General features: G+C 37.1%; 18 protein-coding genes and 1 riboswitch. Of the genes, 7 read left to right on the forward strand and 11 right to left on the reverse strand.

What is annotated here, in order from left to right; all coding sequences use genetic code 11:
* Positions 1 to 7 precede the first annotated feature (7 nt).
* From KO529_RS03865 to KO529_RS03890, 6 genes are all read left to right on the forward strand, one after another.
* The gene (locus KO529_RS03865; protein WP_215946589.1) at positions 8 to 463 is read left to right on the forward strand and encodes a DoxX family protein; all 456 of its coding nucleotides are present in this window, start codon (positions 8 to 10) and stop codon (positions 461 to 463) included.
* 2 nt (positions 464 to 465) lie between these two features.
* A complete protein-coding gene (locus tag KO529_RS03870; RefSeq protein WP_215946590.1) occupies positions 466 to 999 on the forward strand; it encodes an NADPH-dependent FMN reductase in 534 nt (177 codons plus the stop codon).
* Positions 1000 to 1007: 8 nt separating this feature from the next.
* Entirely contained in the window at positions 1008 to 1352 is a 345-nt protein-coding gene (locus KO529_RS03875) for a 5-carboxymethyl-2-hydroxymuconate Delta-isomerase (protein ID WP_215946591.1), read from the forward strand.
* 838 nt (positions 1353 to 2190) lie between these two features.
* Positions 2191 to 3060: a DMT family transporter gene (locus KO529_RS03880; protein ID WP_289847749.1), complete on the forward strand. Its 870-nt coding sequence runs from the start codon at positions 2191 to 2193 to the stop codon at positions 3058 to 3060.
* 139 nt (positions 3061 to 3199) lie between these two features.
* A riboswitch (TPP riboswitch) is annotated at positions 3200 to 3311 on the forward strand.
* Between the two features lie 59 nt (positions 3312 to 3370).
* Positions 3371 to 3973 carry a nicotinamide riboside transporter PnuC gene (gene pnuC / locus KO529_RS03885; RefSeq protein WP_215946592.1) on the forward strand — a complete coding sequence of 201 codons (603 nt, stop codon included), beginning with the start codon at positions 3371 to 3373 and terminating at the stop codon, positions 3971 to 3973.
* Complete coding sequence (locus KO529_RS03890; RefSeq protein WP_215946593.1) at positions 3942 to 4958, forward strand: acyl-CoA dehydrogenase; 1017 nt, start codon at positions 3942 to 3944, stop codon at positions 4956 to 4958. The genes pnuC and KO529_RS03890 overlap by 32 nt, the downstream gene beginning before the upstream one ends.
* A 96-nt stretch (positions 4959 to 5054) precedes the next feature.
* On the opposite strand, the gene KO529_RS03895 is transcribed toward KO529_RS03890, so the two are convergent.
* From KO529_RS03895 to KO529_RS03945, 11 genes are all read right to left on the reverse strand, one after another.
* Positions 5055 to 5225, reverse strand: coding sequence for a Lacal_2735 family protein (locus tag KO529_RS03895; protein ID WP_215946594.1), 171 nt, complete (start codon positions 5223 to 5225; stop codon positions 5055 to 5057).
* Between the two features lie 2 nt (positions 5226 to 5227).
* A complete protein-coding gene (locus KO529_RS03900; RefSeq protein ID WP_215946595.1) occupies positions 5228 to 5770 on the reverse strand; it encodes a glutathione peroxidase in 543 nt (180 codons plus the stop codon).
* A 3-nt stretch (positions 5771 to 5773) separates the two neighbouring features.
* Entirely contained in the window at positions 5774 to 6457 is a 684-nt protein-coding gene (locus tag KO529_RS03905) for an SDR family NAD(P)-dependent oxidoreductase (protein WP_215946596.1), read from the reverse strand.
* A 14-nt stretch (positions 6458 to 6471) separates the two neighbouring features.
* On the reverse strand, positions 6472 to 6702 hold the full coding sequence (locus tag KO529_RS03910) for a hypothetical protein (RefSeq protein WP_215946597.1): 231 nt from the start codon (positions 6700 to 6702) through the stop codon (positions 6472 to 6474).
* 4 nt (positions 6703 to 6706) lie between these two features.
* On the reverse strand, positions 6707 to 7405 hold the full coding sequence (gene folE, locus KO529_RS03915; protein WP_215946598.1) for a GTP cyclohydrolase I FolE: 699 nt from the start codon (positions 7403 to 7405) through the stop codon (positions 6707 to 6709).
* A 54-nt stretch (positions 7406 to 7459) separates the two neighbouring features.
* Positions 7460 to 7732: a TIGR03643 family protein gene (locus tag KO529_RS03920; RefSeq protein WP_215946599.1), complete on the reverse strand. Its 273-nt coding sequence runs from the start codon at positions 7730 to 7732 to the stop codon at positions 7460 to 7462.
* Positions 7729 to 8160: a hypothetical protein gene (locus KO529_RS03925; RefSeq protein WP_215946600.1), complete on the reverse strand. Its 432-nt coding sequence runs from the start codon at positions 8158 to 8160 to the stop codon at positions 7729 to 7731. Before KO529_RS03925 ends, KO529_RS03920 begins: the two co-directional genes overlap by 4 nt.
* A 113-nt stretch (positions 8161 to 8273) precedes the next feature.
* Positions 8274 to 9698, reverse strand: coding sequence for an SDR family oxidoreductase (locus KO529_RS03930; protein ID WP_215946601.1), 1425 nt, complete (start codon positions 9696 to 9698; stop codon positions 8274 to 8276).
* Positions 9699 to 9741: 43 nt separating this feature from the next.
* Positions 9742 to 11052 (reverse strand): ABC1 kinase family protein, encoded by a 1311-nt coding sequence (locus tag KO529_RS03935; protein ID WP_215946602.1) that lies wholly within the window; start codon positions 11050 to 11052, stop codon positions 9742 to 9744.
* Between the two features lie 9 nt (positions 11053 to 11061).
* Positions 11062 to 11718: a TetR family transcriptional regulator C-terminal domain-containing protein gene (locus KO529_RS03940; RefSeq protein ID WP_215946603.1), complete on the reverse strand. Its 657-nt coding sequence runs from the start codon at positions 11716 to 11718 to the stop codon at positions 11062 to 11064.
* Positions 11719 to 12004: 286 nt separating this feature from the next.
* Positions 12005 to 12904, reverse strand: a complete 900-nt coding sequence (locus tag KO529_RS03945; protein WP_215946604.1) for a MerR family transcriptional regulator — start codon at positions 12902 to 12904, stop codon at positions 12005 to 12007.
* Between the two features lie 201 nt (positions 12905 to 13105).
* Here KO529_RS03945 and KO529_RS03950 point away from each other — a divergent pair, with 201 nt between their 5' ends.
* Positions 13106 to 15340 carry an FUSC family protein gene (locus tag KO529_RS03950; protein WP_215946605.1) on the forward strand — a complete coding sequence of 745 codons (2235 nt, stop codon included), beginning with the start codon at positions 13106 to 13108 and terminating at the stop codon, positions 15338 to 15340.
* Positions 15341 to 15376: the final 36 nt, after the last annotated feature.

Below are 15376 nucleotides of genomic sequence, written 5' to 3' on the forward strand. Positions count from 1 at the left end.
AAACATTATGAAACATTTAGTACAAAAACTTTTAAGAACACATCCAAATATTGGATTTAGCATTGCACGATTAACCCTTGGTTTAGTAATATTTCCGCATGGCGCACAAAAATTATTAGGACTCTTTGATGGTTATGGGTATGCAGCAACTATGGAATCATTTACAGGTCAAATGGGATTGCCAAGTATTGTACCCTTTTCAGTAATAATGATTGAATTTTTTGGTTCTATTTGCCTAATTCTAGGACTCTTCAGTAGGTTTTGGGCACTATCACTTATAGGAATGTTTATGGGTATCATTTTTACTACGCAGTTAGAACATGGCTTTTTTATGAATTGGTTTGGTAATCAAGCAGGTGAAGGTTACGAATATTCACTTCTTGTTATCGGCCTAGCATTAACAATATTAGTTAATGGAAGTGGAAAATGGTCAATAGATCAACTAATCTCTAAAAAACAATAATCATGAAAAAAATAATCACAATAGCAGGGAGCAATAGTCAAAAATCTATCAATACAAGCTTAATAACCTATACCAATAATTTATTGGAAAATGTTGATATTATTTCAGTTGACTTAAACGATTATGTTTTGCCAATTTATGGTGCTGATTTTGAAGCTGAAAATGGTATTCCGACTACAGTTAAAAGACTAGACGAGTTATTCAATACTGCGGATGGATTTATAGTATCTCTTGCCGAACATAATGGGTCTTATGCAGCTGTATTTAAAAATACTATAGACTGGTTATCTCGTGTAAATACTAAAATATGGAGAGAGAAGCCTATGCTGTTAATGGCAACCTCGCCAGGTGGTAGAGGCGGAGCAACTGTATTGCAATCAGCAAGTGCCTACTTCCCGTTTATGGGAGCCAACATCACGGATACTTTTTCATTACCATCATTCTATAATAATTTCAAAAACGGAGAAATTAATGATGAATGTTTGAAAGAGGACATTCATTCCAAGGTAAATAATTTTCAAATAATAATTAATTAAATACAATTATGCCACATTTTATAATAGACTCTTCAAAACAAATTGTAGAAAAGAAGTTGCCAGAAAATATCATGCAAAAAGTGTATGATGCTGCAGAATCGACCAAATTATTTCAGCCAGAAGAAATAAAAGTACGCATTAATCCTTTTCAATATTACAATACAGGAAACACAAGCGATAACTTCATCCATGTTTTTGCTAATATAATGGAAGGAAGAAATACGGAACAAAAAGCTAATCTGTCAAAACAAATTATAACAGAACTAAAAGCAATGTTTCCAGAAGTTCCCATTATTTCTATAAACATTAGAGATTTCGATAAAGCTACGTATTGTAACAGGGAAATGGATTAAAACCTAGTTCAGTATTAATGAAAAAATAATATTCTTAGCTATTGTTGAACTACCATGTAATCTGAACATATTAGCCCACGCCAGTACCATTGAAAATCTTATAGGAATTAAAAAAATGTTATTATGGAAGTGTTGCCAAAAACCGGAGTTGTATAGCAACTGAAATGCAATATTGGCTTTAATGCCAGCCTCTATATCGGCGGTGACTACCTTTGGGATATTCTTGCTACTTTGTATTTTTTCATTTTCTTTCTGCTTTGTGTTTGAATTACAGGCCGAGATTAGAGCAAGCATTAACACATAAATAAGCCGAAAGACTTTCATTTATATGATGGATTAATGGTTGTCTTTATTTACAATAATTCTTTCGTTCTCCCAACAGGAATATTGTATACGGTTGATGGTCCTATATCCGAAACCTCATAAATCCAACCTAAACCTTTTTTCCCGATGCGTATGGTAAAAACACTATGGCATTAAAAATATGGAAGCCGGAGAAGATTTTAGGCTTGATATTGATCTTTGTTTCCATTTTATTTGGATCTACAATTTGGAAAGGTGATCGGAGGTTATTCTTGGTTCTGTTTGAATGCCAACTTAACTGATTTTGGTTTTTCATGGACCAGTTATCATATGTGAAGATTATATATGACTTTTTTCAATATCTACACTATAGGGTGATTTAAGTAAACCTATAGGCCACATATGCTGCGGAAATCTAATGATCTATAAAATAAATGGAAATCACTGGGCTATAATAATAAGTAAATCAGAGGTTTTTATACCTTAGCACTTTTAAGCCAATGAATATTGGCTTTGGCAAATCAACAACGCTATTTTGTTACCTATTAAATGGAGTAAATCTTCCGGATTGGATTTTAAAAAGGCGGTACTTTTTATGGTCATCAGCACCTTTTCATTTGCCTTGATGAATGTTTCCGTAAAATATTTGGCCCGTATCCCAACATTCCAAATTGTATTTTTTAGATGTTTTGGTTCGTTCGTATTGGCTACCACTTTTATTTTGGTCAAAGGGATTCCTATATTTGGTAACAAACGAAGATTAATGTTGTTAAGGGCTGGGCTCGGCTTAACGGCTATGAGTCTGTTCTTTCTTTCTCTAAAATACTTAAATGTAGGTACAGCAGTTTCATTACGCTATATAGCCCCTATTTTTGCCGCTATTTTTGCGGTTTTCCTGTTAAGGGAAAAGTTGAAAAATATTCAGTGGGTTTTCTTTCTTACGGCCTTTGCAGGGGTATTGGTTTTAAAAGGATTTGACGGCAACATTAATACCACAGGACTAACTTTAATTTTAACTGCTTCTGTTTTTAGTGGAATGGTCTACGTGGTTATTAGAAAAATTGGAGTTTCAGATCATCCTGCAGTTGTAGTAAATTATTTTATGTTTGTAGGAACCGTTATAGGCGGACTTTTGGCTATTGCCGTTTGGGTACGGCCTATGGGTTACGAATGGGTATTTTTACTACTGTTGGGTGTCTTTGGTTTCATGGGGCAATTATATATGACCAAGGCATTTCAAATTGCAAAAACAAACCTTGTTGCCCCATTAAAATATATTGAAGTGATTTTTACAATTTCCATTGGTGTTTTATGGTTCAGTGAGGCGTATACTATTTATAGTTTCATAGGGCTATTTATGATCATTTCGGCTTTGGTGTTGAACACTTTGGTGAAGAAGGATTAAATATCCGCGTTTCGCAACCTTGATGATAGAAGTATATAGTTATAATTTCACTTACAAATGGGATTATCTAGCTTATGAGTCTTCTTTTTTAAATACATATCTAAAAATAGACTACAAATCGCAAATAAGTTTTAGCTTTGTTTTTGAAATGGGGTGCTTGCCATTAAGGGTGGGCTGAGATGATACCCAGGAGTTTTGGCTCCGAACCTGATCCGGATAATGCCGGCGTAGGGATTTTAGTTCGATGTTGCACCACTGCAAGTCGGTACTTTCTTCATCTTCCCATTTCATAAATAAAGTTAGGGAATCGATGGAGAATTTTTTTACATACCTTACATGGTTGCAGGCATTGGGAACAGTCCTTGGAGTAGCGCAAGTGCTTTTGGCAAGGAATAATAATATCCACAACTATTTATTTGGAATTGTTTCCATACTAATTGGCATTTGGGTACTATACCAAACTAAACTGTATGCGGATATCGTACTCCATCTATACTATTTGTTCATGAGTATTTACGGTTGGCTTTATTGGAAGTATGGTAGGCAAAAAGAAGAAACCCCTATTACTTACTCGGATAAAACAGAACAAATAAAGGCGGTTGGGATTGTGATTGCCTGTTTTGCTCTGATGGTCTATTGGTTAAGGTTTTATACCAATTCGGATGTCCCTATCTGGGATGCGGCTGTAAGTGCCTTTGCCTGGGCCGGAATGTGGCTCATGGCAAAAAGAAAGATGGAGAACTGGATCTACTTAAATATTAGTAATATTATTTCAATTCCCTTGCTCTTGTACAAAGACCTTTATATTTATGCGGGCTTGACCATTTTCTTGTTTATAGTGGGGACGTCGGGATATTTTAAATGGAGAAAATTAATTATAGATGACACAAGTGGACAACCTGCACAAGCTTAGAAGACTAAATTGGGGAGTTGATGTATTTCCACAAGATGTTTTGGATTGGATCAACAATGAAAACCTATGGAACATATGGGTTCCTAAAACTTATGGAGGTTTGGAACTATCCCTAACAGAGGGACTGTCCAGGATTAGGGCATTGGCCATGATTGATGCCAGCTTGGGATGGACCATCACCCTATGTAGCGGAGCCAATTATTTCATAGGCAACTTACAGCCGTCCAAGGCCCAGGAAATTTTTATGAAGGCAGGAGTCTCCCCTTGTTTGGGAGGAAGCGGAGGGGTTTTTGGTACGGCTGAAATGGTTGATGACCAATACAGAATTTCTGGAAAATGGCGCTATGCCACTGGCGCTCCCTACCTCACACATTTTACATTGAATGCGGAAATTTTGGAGAATGGTATGCAATTACGTAATGATGACGGGTCGCCAAGGGTACGGTCATTTGTGATTCCGAAAGATGCGGTGCAGATAATTGAAGACTGGAATACCATGGGCCTTCAAGCTACCGCCACCCATTCTTTTGCCGTTAAAGGTTATATGGCCCATAAGAGCTGTAGTTTTAGCTATAATGATCGCTATCTGCCTCACCCTATTTTTAAAATTCCCTTTGCTCTTTTTGCCGATTTAACACTTTGGATAAATTATATTGGTATAGCCGAACATTTATTGGAAGAAGCCCGTGCCGATATAGATAAAGGGAAGTTGAATGTTTTGGAAAATATTATTCTAGAGTCCGATCGTAAAATATTCCTATACGCCAGTGAAATTGAGAAAAGGATTATTGAAAAAAGAGATTTTGAGGAGGGTTATTTGGAAGGCATACACAATGTGGCTGTAATATCCGTGAAAGGAATTTCTAGGAATATAATAGAAATCTTCCCAAGTTTGGGTGTGAAGGCGAGTACAAAGGGCCATAAGTTAAACCAAATTTTCTGTGATTATTTTACGGCCACCCAACACCACATTTTTACAAAGTAGTTGAACTAGTTGTAACGAATATTCATGTTTCAAGGGTTTTGTGTGATTTTGAATATTATTTTAGAACTAATCCCATTAGTAATATAAATGTTTTGCCTAATTCTTTTGTAGAGCCACGAGTTCCTCCAAGGTTTCCTGAGCTTCTACATATTTTTTGTCGCTTTCAGACCGGTTGATGCTGGAAAGTGTGTGCCACTCCTTCATAAGTCCGTTGTATTTTTCTTGAAGCTTTTCTTCCTTGGATTTGTTTTTGAATATTCCGAACATGACTAATTTTTTAAGTGTTGAGTAATTTTAGAACTCATGGGGTTGGTGTTGGAAAAAAAATAATCCACCAAACTACCTCTTTCGTCCACGAGATATTTTTGAAAATTCCATTTTACAGAAGAATTTTTAAGGCCATTTACAGCTTTGTTTGTAAGCCAACTGTATAAAGGATGTTGGTTTTTTCCTTTAACATCGATTTTTTCGGTTATTAGGAATTTTACCCCATAATTTACTTCACAAAATGTCTCAATTTCGGCAGCGGTACCTGGTTCTTGGCCTCCAAATTGATTACAGGGCAATCCAATAACTACTAAATTGTTTTTATAAGAATCTTGTAGTTCCTGTAATTGCTTGTATTGGGGGGTAAAGCCACATTTTGAAGCCACATTTACAAATAGGATATGCATGCCCTCAAAGTCTTTCAAATAAATGGGGCTGCCACTTAAGCTATTTATTTTGATATCATATATAGATTGCAAATCCATCTTTTCCTTGGGTTTGGAACTAGTGAATAAGGTTGCGGCAAATGTTTTGAGAGGATTCATACATTATATTTTAAAAGTTACAATTCCATAGTCCATTTCAAATATTTGACCTGAGATCGAAGATGCTTTTTCAGACAATAGAAATTCGGCCATTTCCGCTACTTCCTTGGGGTTTAGGAAATTCTTTAAGGGATGACGCTCTTTAATATTTTCGATCATCTTATCATTGCGCAGAAGTTTCGAAGCCAATTGGGTATCCGTAACAGTTGGTGCAATGGCATTAATACGTATGTTGGGTGCCAATTCCGCACCAAGGGATTTTACCAAACCTTCCACGCCGGATTTGGCTGCAGCAATACTGGCATGGTAGGGCATTCCTAATTTGGAGGCCACAGTGCTAAAAAGTAAAATAGAGGGGCGATCAGCCTTTTTGAGCACATCCAAATACTTTTGCATGGCCTTTACGGCCCCAATAACGTTGATTTCATAATCTTCCCTAAAGTCCTCTAAACTTAAACGTGCAAAAGGTTTTAAATTAATACTTCCGGGACAGTATACTAAGGCATCCATGGCCGTAATTTCCGGTAAATCGTCACTAAGAATATCAACATTATAATGTGTTAGGTTGGCGTGGGTATATTCGGGCGCCGACCTACTAAGGTTGATTACTTTTTGGGAATCCACCATATTACCTACAATAGCCTTACCTATTCCTTTACTGCCTCCTACAATGACTATTGTCTTCATTTTTTTTAATGGTCTTAGATATTGGTAACCAAATGTTTGCCCTTTAACCTTTTTTCTACTTTACGTTTTATAGCGGTTAAACGCTTCATGATATCCATAATCTTATCATCCTTCTTACTTTTATAAATTTCATTCAAGCCCAAGATCAGTTCTTTTGCCTTTCTTGAAATTTCAATTCTGTCGCTTGTTGAAAGTGATCTTAATTTCCTTTGCTCAAATTCCAATGCTTCGTTGATGAGGTCCATAATTTTAGTGTTTAATGTAGTTTTGTAATTCTGCTATTTTTGATGGAGTATTAAATTTTCCTCCGTAATAGGAGGTTACGGTTGCGGATGTTTCATCTTTAATGCCCCTTGAAGACACACACAGGTGTTTGGCATCTATAATTACCGCAACGTCGTCAGTGCCCAAAATATCTTTCAAATCTTCTGCGATTTGATTGGTAAGGCGTTCCTGTACCTGTGGCCTTTTTGCGTAGTACTGTACAATTCTATTCAACTTGGACAAACCTATTACTTTTCCCGAGGAGATATAAGCTACATGGGCTTTCCCTATTATCGGTACAAAATGATGTTCGCAGTTGGAATAGAAGGAAATATTCTTTTCCACCAACATTTGATTGTACTGATATTTATTGTCGAATAATGCTATTTTTGGCTTGTTTGCCGGATTTAATCCAGAGAAAATCTCATCGATGTACATCTTGGCAACTCGCTCTGGAGTACCTTTCAGGGAATCGTCTGTAAGATCCAATCCCATTACGTCCATAATTTCCTCAAATAATAGGGCAATACGCTGCTTTTTCTCGGAGTCCGACAGTTTAAAGGCATCCGGTTTCATTGGGGTTTCCAAACCTGTATATAGATGGTCGTCACCAATTTCCCCATGGCTAAATCCATTTAATTTATGGCCATTCTTATTATTAGTAGTTAAGGTTTCTATGTTCATAAAATCTTTTTTATGTGCTGTACTTATGTACTCATACTATAAGTCAAAGCAACGTTATCGTTTTGAAATTGAGTTATTTGAAATCTGTTTTTGTCGAGAACATTTAAAGCGCCCTTGTTCAAAAGTCCTTAATTTTTGGTGTTTGGTGGCACGTCCTTGTACACGTTGGCGCCACATTTTAAAACTACTTGGTCTCATTTCCCGGCGCATAAGCTTAATGACTTCTTGTTCGGGCATAGAGAACTGATAGGTAATGGCTTCAAATGGGGTTCTGTCTTCCCATGCCATTTCAATAATACGGTCAATATCTTTTTCGCCTAAATTCATTTAAAATTTAAAAAATCATATTTAGATTCATATCTCGCTTTTAGTTTTATCAACTTATGTAGAAAAGGTTTACTATTATCAAAGCTTTCATCCTTTCTGAACCTGATAAATCGTCCTTGGGCATATAGACTGCTATAGTCACCTTTATATATTACCAATTGATAATATGGAATTACCCAAGTGAAATTGGTAAATCCTTTAATTATTCCCACTAGTATTCCCAGGGGGCGCAATTCTATATTGGCATAAGTAGCATCAAAAATACTGTTGAGATAATCTTTCATATTTTCACTGGATTCCTCTATGACCATTTTTTTAGAAACCGTACCTTTCATTTTAATGGTTTTTATAAAGCTGAAAGGTTTCCCAACCAGATCGTTTATAAGTAGGGAAGTATCGTTATTTCTATGTGTGGTATCTATAATCATCTTTCTTCTGAACTCTTCTCAAAGTTACATAATGTTTAAGAGTTTTTAAAATAAGTTAAACAGTTTTGGATTCTATTTTCCTATGATGGTATAGGCTATGGTTATAGAAAATACTATTTGGAAACCAGTTTATTGATCAAGCCATTGAAAATAATGCCATGGAAGGGATACACGCTGTACCAATATAAACGGCCAACGAGTCCCCTGGGCCTGAAGGTTGCTGTTTGTTTTAGAAGTCCTTTTTCAATTTTAAATTCGAGCCATGCCTCTCCCGGAAGTTTCATCTCGGCATATAACAAAAGTTTTTTTTCTTTTTTGTCACTGAAAATAACGCGCCAAAAGTCCAAGGCATCACCGGCATCCAATTCGGAAACATGGGTTCTTCCCCTACGTAGTCCAATACCCCCTGCCAATTTATCTAGATATCCTCTTATTTTCCAGAGTGAATTTCCGTAGTACCATCCGGTTGTACCACCAATAGACCAGATTTTGTTGATAGTAGCTTGCTCATTGTTGACTTTACGTTCTTTATAATCTTTGAAGCATCCGTATGTGGGAACATTGATGTATTTGTGCAGGTTATTCTTTAAGCGGCCGCTGCTAATCATGGAATCCTTCCAACTGGATACAATGCTGTTTTGCTCAATTTTTTCAAAAGCCAATTGCACGGCCTCTTTATAAGTTATAGGGTCTACATCCAGGAGTTGATTGATATTGCTGGGTTTCCCAACAATCTGGACGCCCATGCTATCCACTAATGTTGTTGCCAACTTGTAGGAGGTCGAGGTTACAAAATACAGCCAATACGAAGAAAGTTTTGGTGTCATGACCGGTACAGTTAGAATATAACGCTTTAACCCCCTTATTTTCGCAAACTCCAAGAGCATTTGTTTATAGGTCAATATCTCCGGCCCAAAAATGTCAAATGAGGTGTTATAAAGCTCTTTCCTTCCCTTTGCCCGTGATAAAAAGGCCAATACATCCCTTACCGCCAAGGGCTGTGTTTTGGTGTTAAGCCATTTTGGCGCTACCATTACGGGGAGTTTTTCTACCAGATCTCTAATAATCTCAAAGGAAGAACTTCCCGATCCAACAATGATACCTGCCTTAAAAACGGTAAGTCCATAGGAATCCGAGGCTAAAATTTCTTCCACATTTTTTCTGGACTGTAAATGTTTGGAAAGTTGCTCTTCGTTTGTAATGCCACTTAAATAGATAACCTGCTTTAGGTTGGTAGTGGAAAAATAGGCTTTGAAATTGGCTGCACAAGCTGCTTCCAAGCGCTCAAAATTGTTGGAAGAGTTAGACATGGAGTGTATTAGATAATACGCCACATCTATATCTTTAGGAATGTATTTTAGGGTTTCTGGTTTTAAGAAATCGGCCTCTACAATACTAATATTTTCATCATCAAGGTAGTTTTTATCAGCTCTTAATGTGTCACGTACAGCACAGACCACATGATGCCCTTCGTTGGTTAAAATAGGGATCAATCGTTTGCCGATATACCCTGTGGCGCCTGTTACGAGAATTTTCATTTGTTATATAGTTAAGGATAAGTTGTTCAACTTCACTGTAACATTAAAATCCATTGAAGTTATTGATCTTAATGTTGTCGGCTTTTAAATCGAACATAAGATTATATAGGCCAAAAAAGGTCCTATTGATATAGATAAAATGTTTGGAACCTCTATTGCCGTTCATTTTGCGCAGTTCCGTACTCTTGGAGTAGCGCTGCCCCAGTTCCGTGATTTTTCCGAAAAATTCACCATCCGAAAAGTCGAAGGTTTCCACCTGAAACGGCTGGGTGAAAAGGCTTAGCAATTCATGGAACATTTTCGTGAAGAATTCTGTTTCCTCTTTTGAATCGTCTTCACGTAAAATTTCCAGTTCGTATAATTTGGAGACAAAGAATTTCTGGTCCGTAATATTTTCTGGTTTGGCCAGTTCAAAATATGGAACATAGAATTCATTGGGAATTATTTTCATGCAGCCAAAATCCAGGGCAATCAATTTACCTTCCTTGGACACCAAGAAATTTCCGGGATGTGGGTCTGCATGTACCTTTCTCAGCTTATGCATTTGAAACATATAAAAATCCCATAATGCCTGCCCTAGCTCATTGGCTTTTTCTTGATCGGTATTGTAGGCCGTAAACTCCGAAAGGTGTTCGCCTTGCATATAGTCCATGGTAATAATTCGATCGGAGGACAATTCTTCGTAATATTGAGGAAACAAAAGGTTGGGAATGCATGAGCAGGCTTTGGCAATTTCCTTGCTCTGTTCCATTTCCAACACATAATTTGTTTCCTCTTTTAACTTTCCTTCAACTTCCTTAAAGTACTTGTCCGAATCTTTGCCTTTTATGTTAAACATTTTAATTGCAATGGGTTTAACAAGGGCAAGGTCGGAGGCTATACTCTCGGCAACTCCAGGATATTGGATTTTCACAGCAAGTTTTTTCCCATATTTTGCTGCCTCATGGACCTGTCCAATACTGGCAGCGTTGACTGAAGTAGTGTTGAAGGAATCAAATAGTTCATTAGGCAGTTTGCCAAAATAATTTTTAAAGGTTTTAATGACCAATGGAGGCGATAATGGGGGAACGGAAAATTGGGCCAAAGAAAATTTTTCCACATATGCTTGGGGCATTATGCTTTTTTCCATACTCAACATTTGAGCTACTTTTAGAGCACTTCCTTTAAGCTGTTTAAGACTGTCATATATGTCCTCGGCATTGTTCTCGTTGAGCCGTGATCTTGCCTCAAGCTCAGTTTTTGTAAGTTTATCTCCATAGTACTTGAGATAGTTAACGCCAACTCTGGCGCCCGTGGATACTAATTTTGAGGCACGATGTATTTTTGAAACCGGTATATTGTCTATTGTTTTCATCCAATGTTTTTAATTCATGTTCATTTTTTCCTTGAAAATGAATTTTCCAAAGTCGAGCACACTTTTAAGAGGCGCAATGCTTAAAACATCAAAACTAGTGTTTACCGCTTTCTCTATAAATATGTCGGTCTTTTCAAAGGCCGCCGATGTGTCCTCCATCCAGAATTTCATGGTCAATAACAATTGTAACCAAGCCGATTCTTGTAACGCGCGCCTTTGAATTTTATCTATTTGCTCATGTTTTATGTCCAGGGTTTCTATGTCTAAATCCTCAATGTAGGAGGTAAAGGACTTTTTAAGTTCTGAAAGGACTGTTAGTCCTTTGAGGCCGTTTTTGTAGCGATGCAGTGAGTATATTACATAACTCCTATTGGCCGTTAAATTTTCAAAAAAGGTGAAGTAAAAACTTAACAGTTTATTGCGCGCATCAAAGGATTTATAATCTTCGCTTTTATCCAAAACGGAAAGGGTGTTCTTAAAAAAAGCTTCGAAAATATGTTTTTCTAGGGCTTCAAACGAACCAAAAAAATCATAGAATTTAGACTCTTCAAAATTGTTGCCTTTTGCAAAAGCGTAAACCGATTTGGGATTTTCATTATGTTCAAGGACATAATCCATATAAGATGAAATGATGTCGTTTTCTGTAATTGATTTCTTTTTTGCCATGACTTTAAATTGTATGGTACAAGATACAAAATGTTTAACGTTTTAGTTTATATATTAAACAAAATTTAACTTGGATTTATGCTGTCCTTGCTTACAAAGCCTATAACGGCATTATTATTTGCATATAATTTTAGAACTCAATAAAAGCGCTACTATTTAAGGGAGGTGGGTTTACAATCTTGGATGTAAGTAGGATTCGCTGGGATTTCTTCCCAAACCGGTTTACGGAGTACTGATGATACTCAGCTTGAAAAGAAGGTTCAAAAACTATTTAAGCCTTGGGTTGTCAAAGATTTTGGACCAATTGATCTATCTGGGAAAAGGCAACAACATTTTTGGGCAAATTTTTTTGATTTATTTCCTGGAGCATTTTTCCCGATATCCAAAGCTCGGAAGTAGTATTTTTCAGCAGCAAGTCATGAAAATCCTTTAGATATGGCATAATGTTTTCCTTGTCCGGTTGTACTGTGAAATAGGAAACGAATACAATATTATCATACAATCGTATTAAATCCTTCAAGCTAAATATAGGGATGCTTTGTCCAAGAAAAATGGCTTGATAGCCTTTGGACAGGATTTCATAATTAATGAACATTAAGCCCAACTCGTGAATTTCGTTATCCGGAAGATACAGTACAAATGTTTTGGAGTTATTGGTGGGTGTGCTGAATTGCAACTTTTCGGTATTTACCAAGATCTTTTGTTTGATCAAGGCGCAAATAAAATGTTCATGGGAGGGCTTTATGGTGTCAGTTTGCCAAAGCAGTCCTACTTCGTTTAAAAAAGGAATAAAGTCTTCATAGAAGATTTCCCTAAACGACTTTTCCTTTAAAAGGGCATTATACGTTTTAAAAAATAGTGCCTGATCAAAATTCATCATGGACATTTTAAAGGAATTTAAAACATGTCCGTTATCGCTTTGTTCTGAAACCAAATTTCTAACAACGCTCGGAATTTTATCTTCCCCTAGCTGCGAGATCTTGGAAATCTTATAACCGTTATTGTACAGAAAAGTAACATTAAGAAGTTTTTGTAGGTTCTCAATATCATAACATCTTATGTTGGTGTCCGTTCTGTTAGGCTGAAAAAGATTGTAGCGCTTTTCCCATATTCTAATGGTATGGGCCTTTATACCAGAAAGATTCTCAAGGTCTTTAATGCTAAAGGTACTCTTAACGTTGTTCATTAATTTTTAAAAAAGGTTAAACAAAAATATCATTTTTATAGTTTATTTCAAAGTTTCTACAGACGTTTAATTTACGGGGTGCGGGCTTGTGATTTAATCATGAGGGAGTTACTTTCCTAAGGAATATTTCCTAAAAACAGACTATTCCAATATTTGTCATAGCCATGGCAAATCGTATCTTTATGGTTGAACAATTATGTATTGAAAGCATACAGCCAAATCATTTTCAATAATTTTAGGGAACTGCTTCACTTCTTAAAAAGCACCAATTTCTCCAAGGCCATTCTGATTGCCATTGCAGTTACGGTACCTATTTTACTTTCCATTAGATGGGGACATTTAGAAATTGGACTTGCGCTTTGCTTTGGGGCCTTTTGGAGTTCGCCCAGTGATGTGAGCGGCAATTTTCGCCACAAAACGTTTGGGATCTTATTTTCTGCAATATTGGTAATGGTGGTAAGTTTTATTGGGGGGTATTTGAAGTTGGAAACTTGGCTGCTGGTTCCTTTTTTGGGGCTTCTAACTTTTGCAATCGCATTTATTTCGGTCTATGGGTTTCGGGCTTCCCTAATCAGTTTTTCTGGTTTGTTGGCCCTGGTATTGAGTTTTGCCCATGAATCGCAGGAACTAGAAATTTATGAATACGCACTTTTAATAGGTGCTGGTGGACTCTGGTATTTGCTCTTGGCAATACTTTGGTACCGAATAAACCCCAAAGCGCAAACCGAAGAACTTTTTTGGGAGACGTATAGGCTTACTGCTGAATTTTTGGAAACACGGGGTAAATTGGTAGGTCCGAAGACGGATCGATTGGAATTGCAATCCCATTTATATGAAATACAAAGTAAGTTAATTGAGCATCATGAAACCTTAAGGGAAATTTTACTTCTCTCAAGGAAGAGCTCTGGGAGATCCAGTTATCAGGCCAAGAGACTGTTGATTTTTGTTGAATTGATAGATATGCTTGAAACCGCTATCGCCAATCCGGTCAATTATGATAAAATGGATGCTCTTTTTGGGGACCACCCCGAGTTTGTAGAGAGCTTTCAGAATCTAATATTCGAAATGGCCAGTCAATTAAGGATAATAGCCGAAGTGGGAACCGACCATAGCAAATTTCCCAAAAATTCCAAATTGGGCATATGTTTTGAAAAGGTTGAACACGAAATATCCAATTTTAGGAAGGAGACGGACACTGAAGATTATGAGGGATTTCTCATGCTTCAAAACCTTTTGGAATATTTGGAAAAACAATTTGAAAAGCTCAAAAAGATAAAATGGCTCCTGGGGAATCCGGATATGGGTTCGGTGGATTTGGTAGACCAGGCTGCAGCCAAACGTTTTGTAGTTGCCCAAGATTATGATCCCAAGTTATTGCTGAGCAACTTTAGTTTTAAGTCTGCCATATTTAAACATTCGTTAAGATTGGCAGTGACTGTAATGATAGGGTATGCCCTAGGTAACTTCTTCGATTTTCAAAATCCGTATTGGATACTCTTAACTATTATTGTAATTATGCGGCCCAGTTACGGCCTTACCAAATCCCGTACAAAAGATAGAATTATAGGAACTCTTTTAGGAGGTGCTATTGCAACCGGTTTTGTTTTTTTAATACAGAACCCCTATGTGTTTGGGGTCTTGGGAGTGGTGTCTTTGGTTATTGCCTTTTCAATGGTCCAGAAAAATTATAGGGCAGGGGCAACATTCATAACACTTACAGTAGTATTTGTCTATGCCATTATTCGTCCAGATGTGATAACCGTTATACAGTACAGAATACTGGATACATTGATTGGAGCAGGACTGTCCTTTGTGGCCATGTTGTGGATTTTGCCGGCTTGGGGATTTATGGAGATCAGGGAGCAAATAGAAAAAAGTGTCAAGGCCAATAGAGAGTTTCTTGCCCAAATTGCCAAATATTACGAACAAAAGGGAAAGGTGACTACGACCTATAAGGTGTCGCGTAAAGAGGCTTTTGTGGAAACGTCCAACCTTAGTTCGGCCTTTCAAAGAATGGCACAAGAACCTGTATCCAAGCAAAAAAATCTGGATAAAATATATGAACTGGTAGTGCTGAACCATACCTTCCTTTCGTCCTTGGCATCATTTAGTACTTATATACAGAACAATCCTACCACAGAGGCTTCGTTAAAATTTAAAAATTTTATTTCTGAAATTGATGAAAATCTGGCGCAGGTACTTCTTGCTTTGGAGGGCTCTTATTCTGATAAGGCACCTATGGACCAACATGGCGATCAATTCCCCAAGGAACAGCTTCCCACCTTTGTACCGCAGAATATTGAGCTCTCCCCTAAGGTAGACTTAAAATTGGAGCGCGAACTTCAGGAAGCCCACTTGGTCACTGAACAATTGCACTGGCTGTTTTCCTTGAGTGGAAAAATGTTAAGGCTGGTCTCGAAAATTGAGTTTGAATAGAGGATTCACAGTAGACTTTTGGCTGTTGTTTCTTGA

Origin of the sequence: Arenibacter algicola (assembly GCF_018860365.1) — a bacterium.
Classification (GTDB): Bacteria; Bacteroidota; Bacteroidia; order Flavobacteriales; family Flavobacteriaceae; genus Arenibacter; species Arenibacter algicola_B.

What these genes read in the sequence shown, in the direction of transcription:
- KO529_RS03865 (WP_215946589.1), top strand. Translation starts at nt 8, where the DNA reads ATGAAACATTTAGTACAAAAACTTTTAAGAACACATCCAAATATTGGA.
- KO529_RS03940 (WP_215946603.1), bottom strand. Translation starts at nt 11,718, where the DNA reads ATGGCAAAAAAGAAATCAATTACAGAAAACGACATCATTTCATCTTAT.
- KO529_RS03875 (WP_215946591.1), top strand. Translation starts at nt 1,008, where the DNA reads ATGCCACATTTTATAATAGACTCTTCAAAACAAATTGTAGAAAAGAAG.
- KO529_RS03870 (WP_215946590.1), top strand. Translation starts at nt 466, where the DNA reads ATGAAAAAAATAATCACAATAGCAGGGAGCAATAGTCAAAAATCTATC.
- KO529_RS03905 (WP_215946596.1), bottom strand. Translation starts at nt 6,457, where the DNA reads ATGAAGACAATAGTCATTGTAGGAGGCAGTAAAGGAATAGGTAAGGCT.
- KO529_RS03900 (WP_215946595.1), bottom strand. Translation starts at nt 5,770, where the DNA reads ATGAATCCTCTCAAAACATTTGCCGCAACCTTATTCACTAGTTCCAAA.
- KO529_RS03925 (WP_215946600.1), bottom strand. Translation starts at nt 8,160, where the DNA reads ATGATTATAGATACCACACATAGAAATAACGATACTTCCCTACTTATA.
- folE (WP_215946598.1), bottom strand. Translation starts at nt 7,405, where the DNA reads ATGAACATAGAAACCTTAACTACTAATAATAAGAATGGCCATAAATTA.
- KO529_RS03935 (WP_215946602.1), bottom strand. Translation starts at nt 11,052, where the DNA reads ATGAAAACAATAGACAATATACCGGTTTCAAAAATACATCGTGCCTCA.
- pnuC (WP_215946592.1), top strand. Translation starts at nt 3,371, where the DNA reads ATGGAGAATTTTTTTACATACCTTACATGGTTGCAGGCATTGGGAACA.
- KO529_RS03895 (WP_215946594.1), bottom strand. Translation starts at nt 5,225, where the DNA reads ATGTTCGGAATATTCAAAAACAAATCCAAGGAAGAAAAGCTTCAAGAA.
- KO529_RS03930 (WP_215946601.1), bottom strand. Translation starts at nt 9,698, where the DNA reads ATGAAAATTCTCGTAACAGGCGCCACAGGGTATATCGGCAAACGATTG.
- KO529_RS03910 (WP_215946597.1), bottom strand. Translation starts at nt 6,702, where the DNA reads ATGGACCTCATCAACGAAGCATTGGAATTTGAGCAAAGGAAATTAAGA.
- KO529_RS03920 (WP_215946599.1), bottom strand. Translation starts at nt 7,732, where the DNA reads ATGAATTTAGGCGAAAAAGATATTGACCGTATTATTGAAATGGCATGG.
- KO529_RS03890 (WP_215946593.1), top strand. Translation starts at nt 3,942, where the DNA reads ATGACACAAGTGGACAACCTGCACAAGCTTAGAAGACTAAATTGGGGA.
- KO529_RS03945 (WP_215946604.1), bottom strand. Translation starts at nt 12,904, where the DNA reads ATGAACAACGTTAAGAGTACCTTTAGCATTAAAGACCTTGAGAATCTT.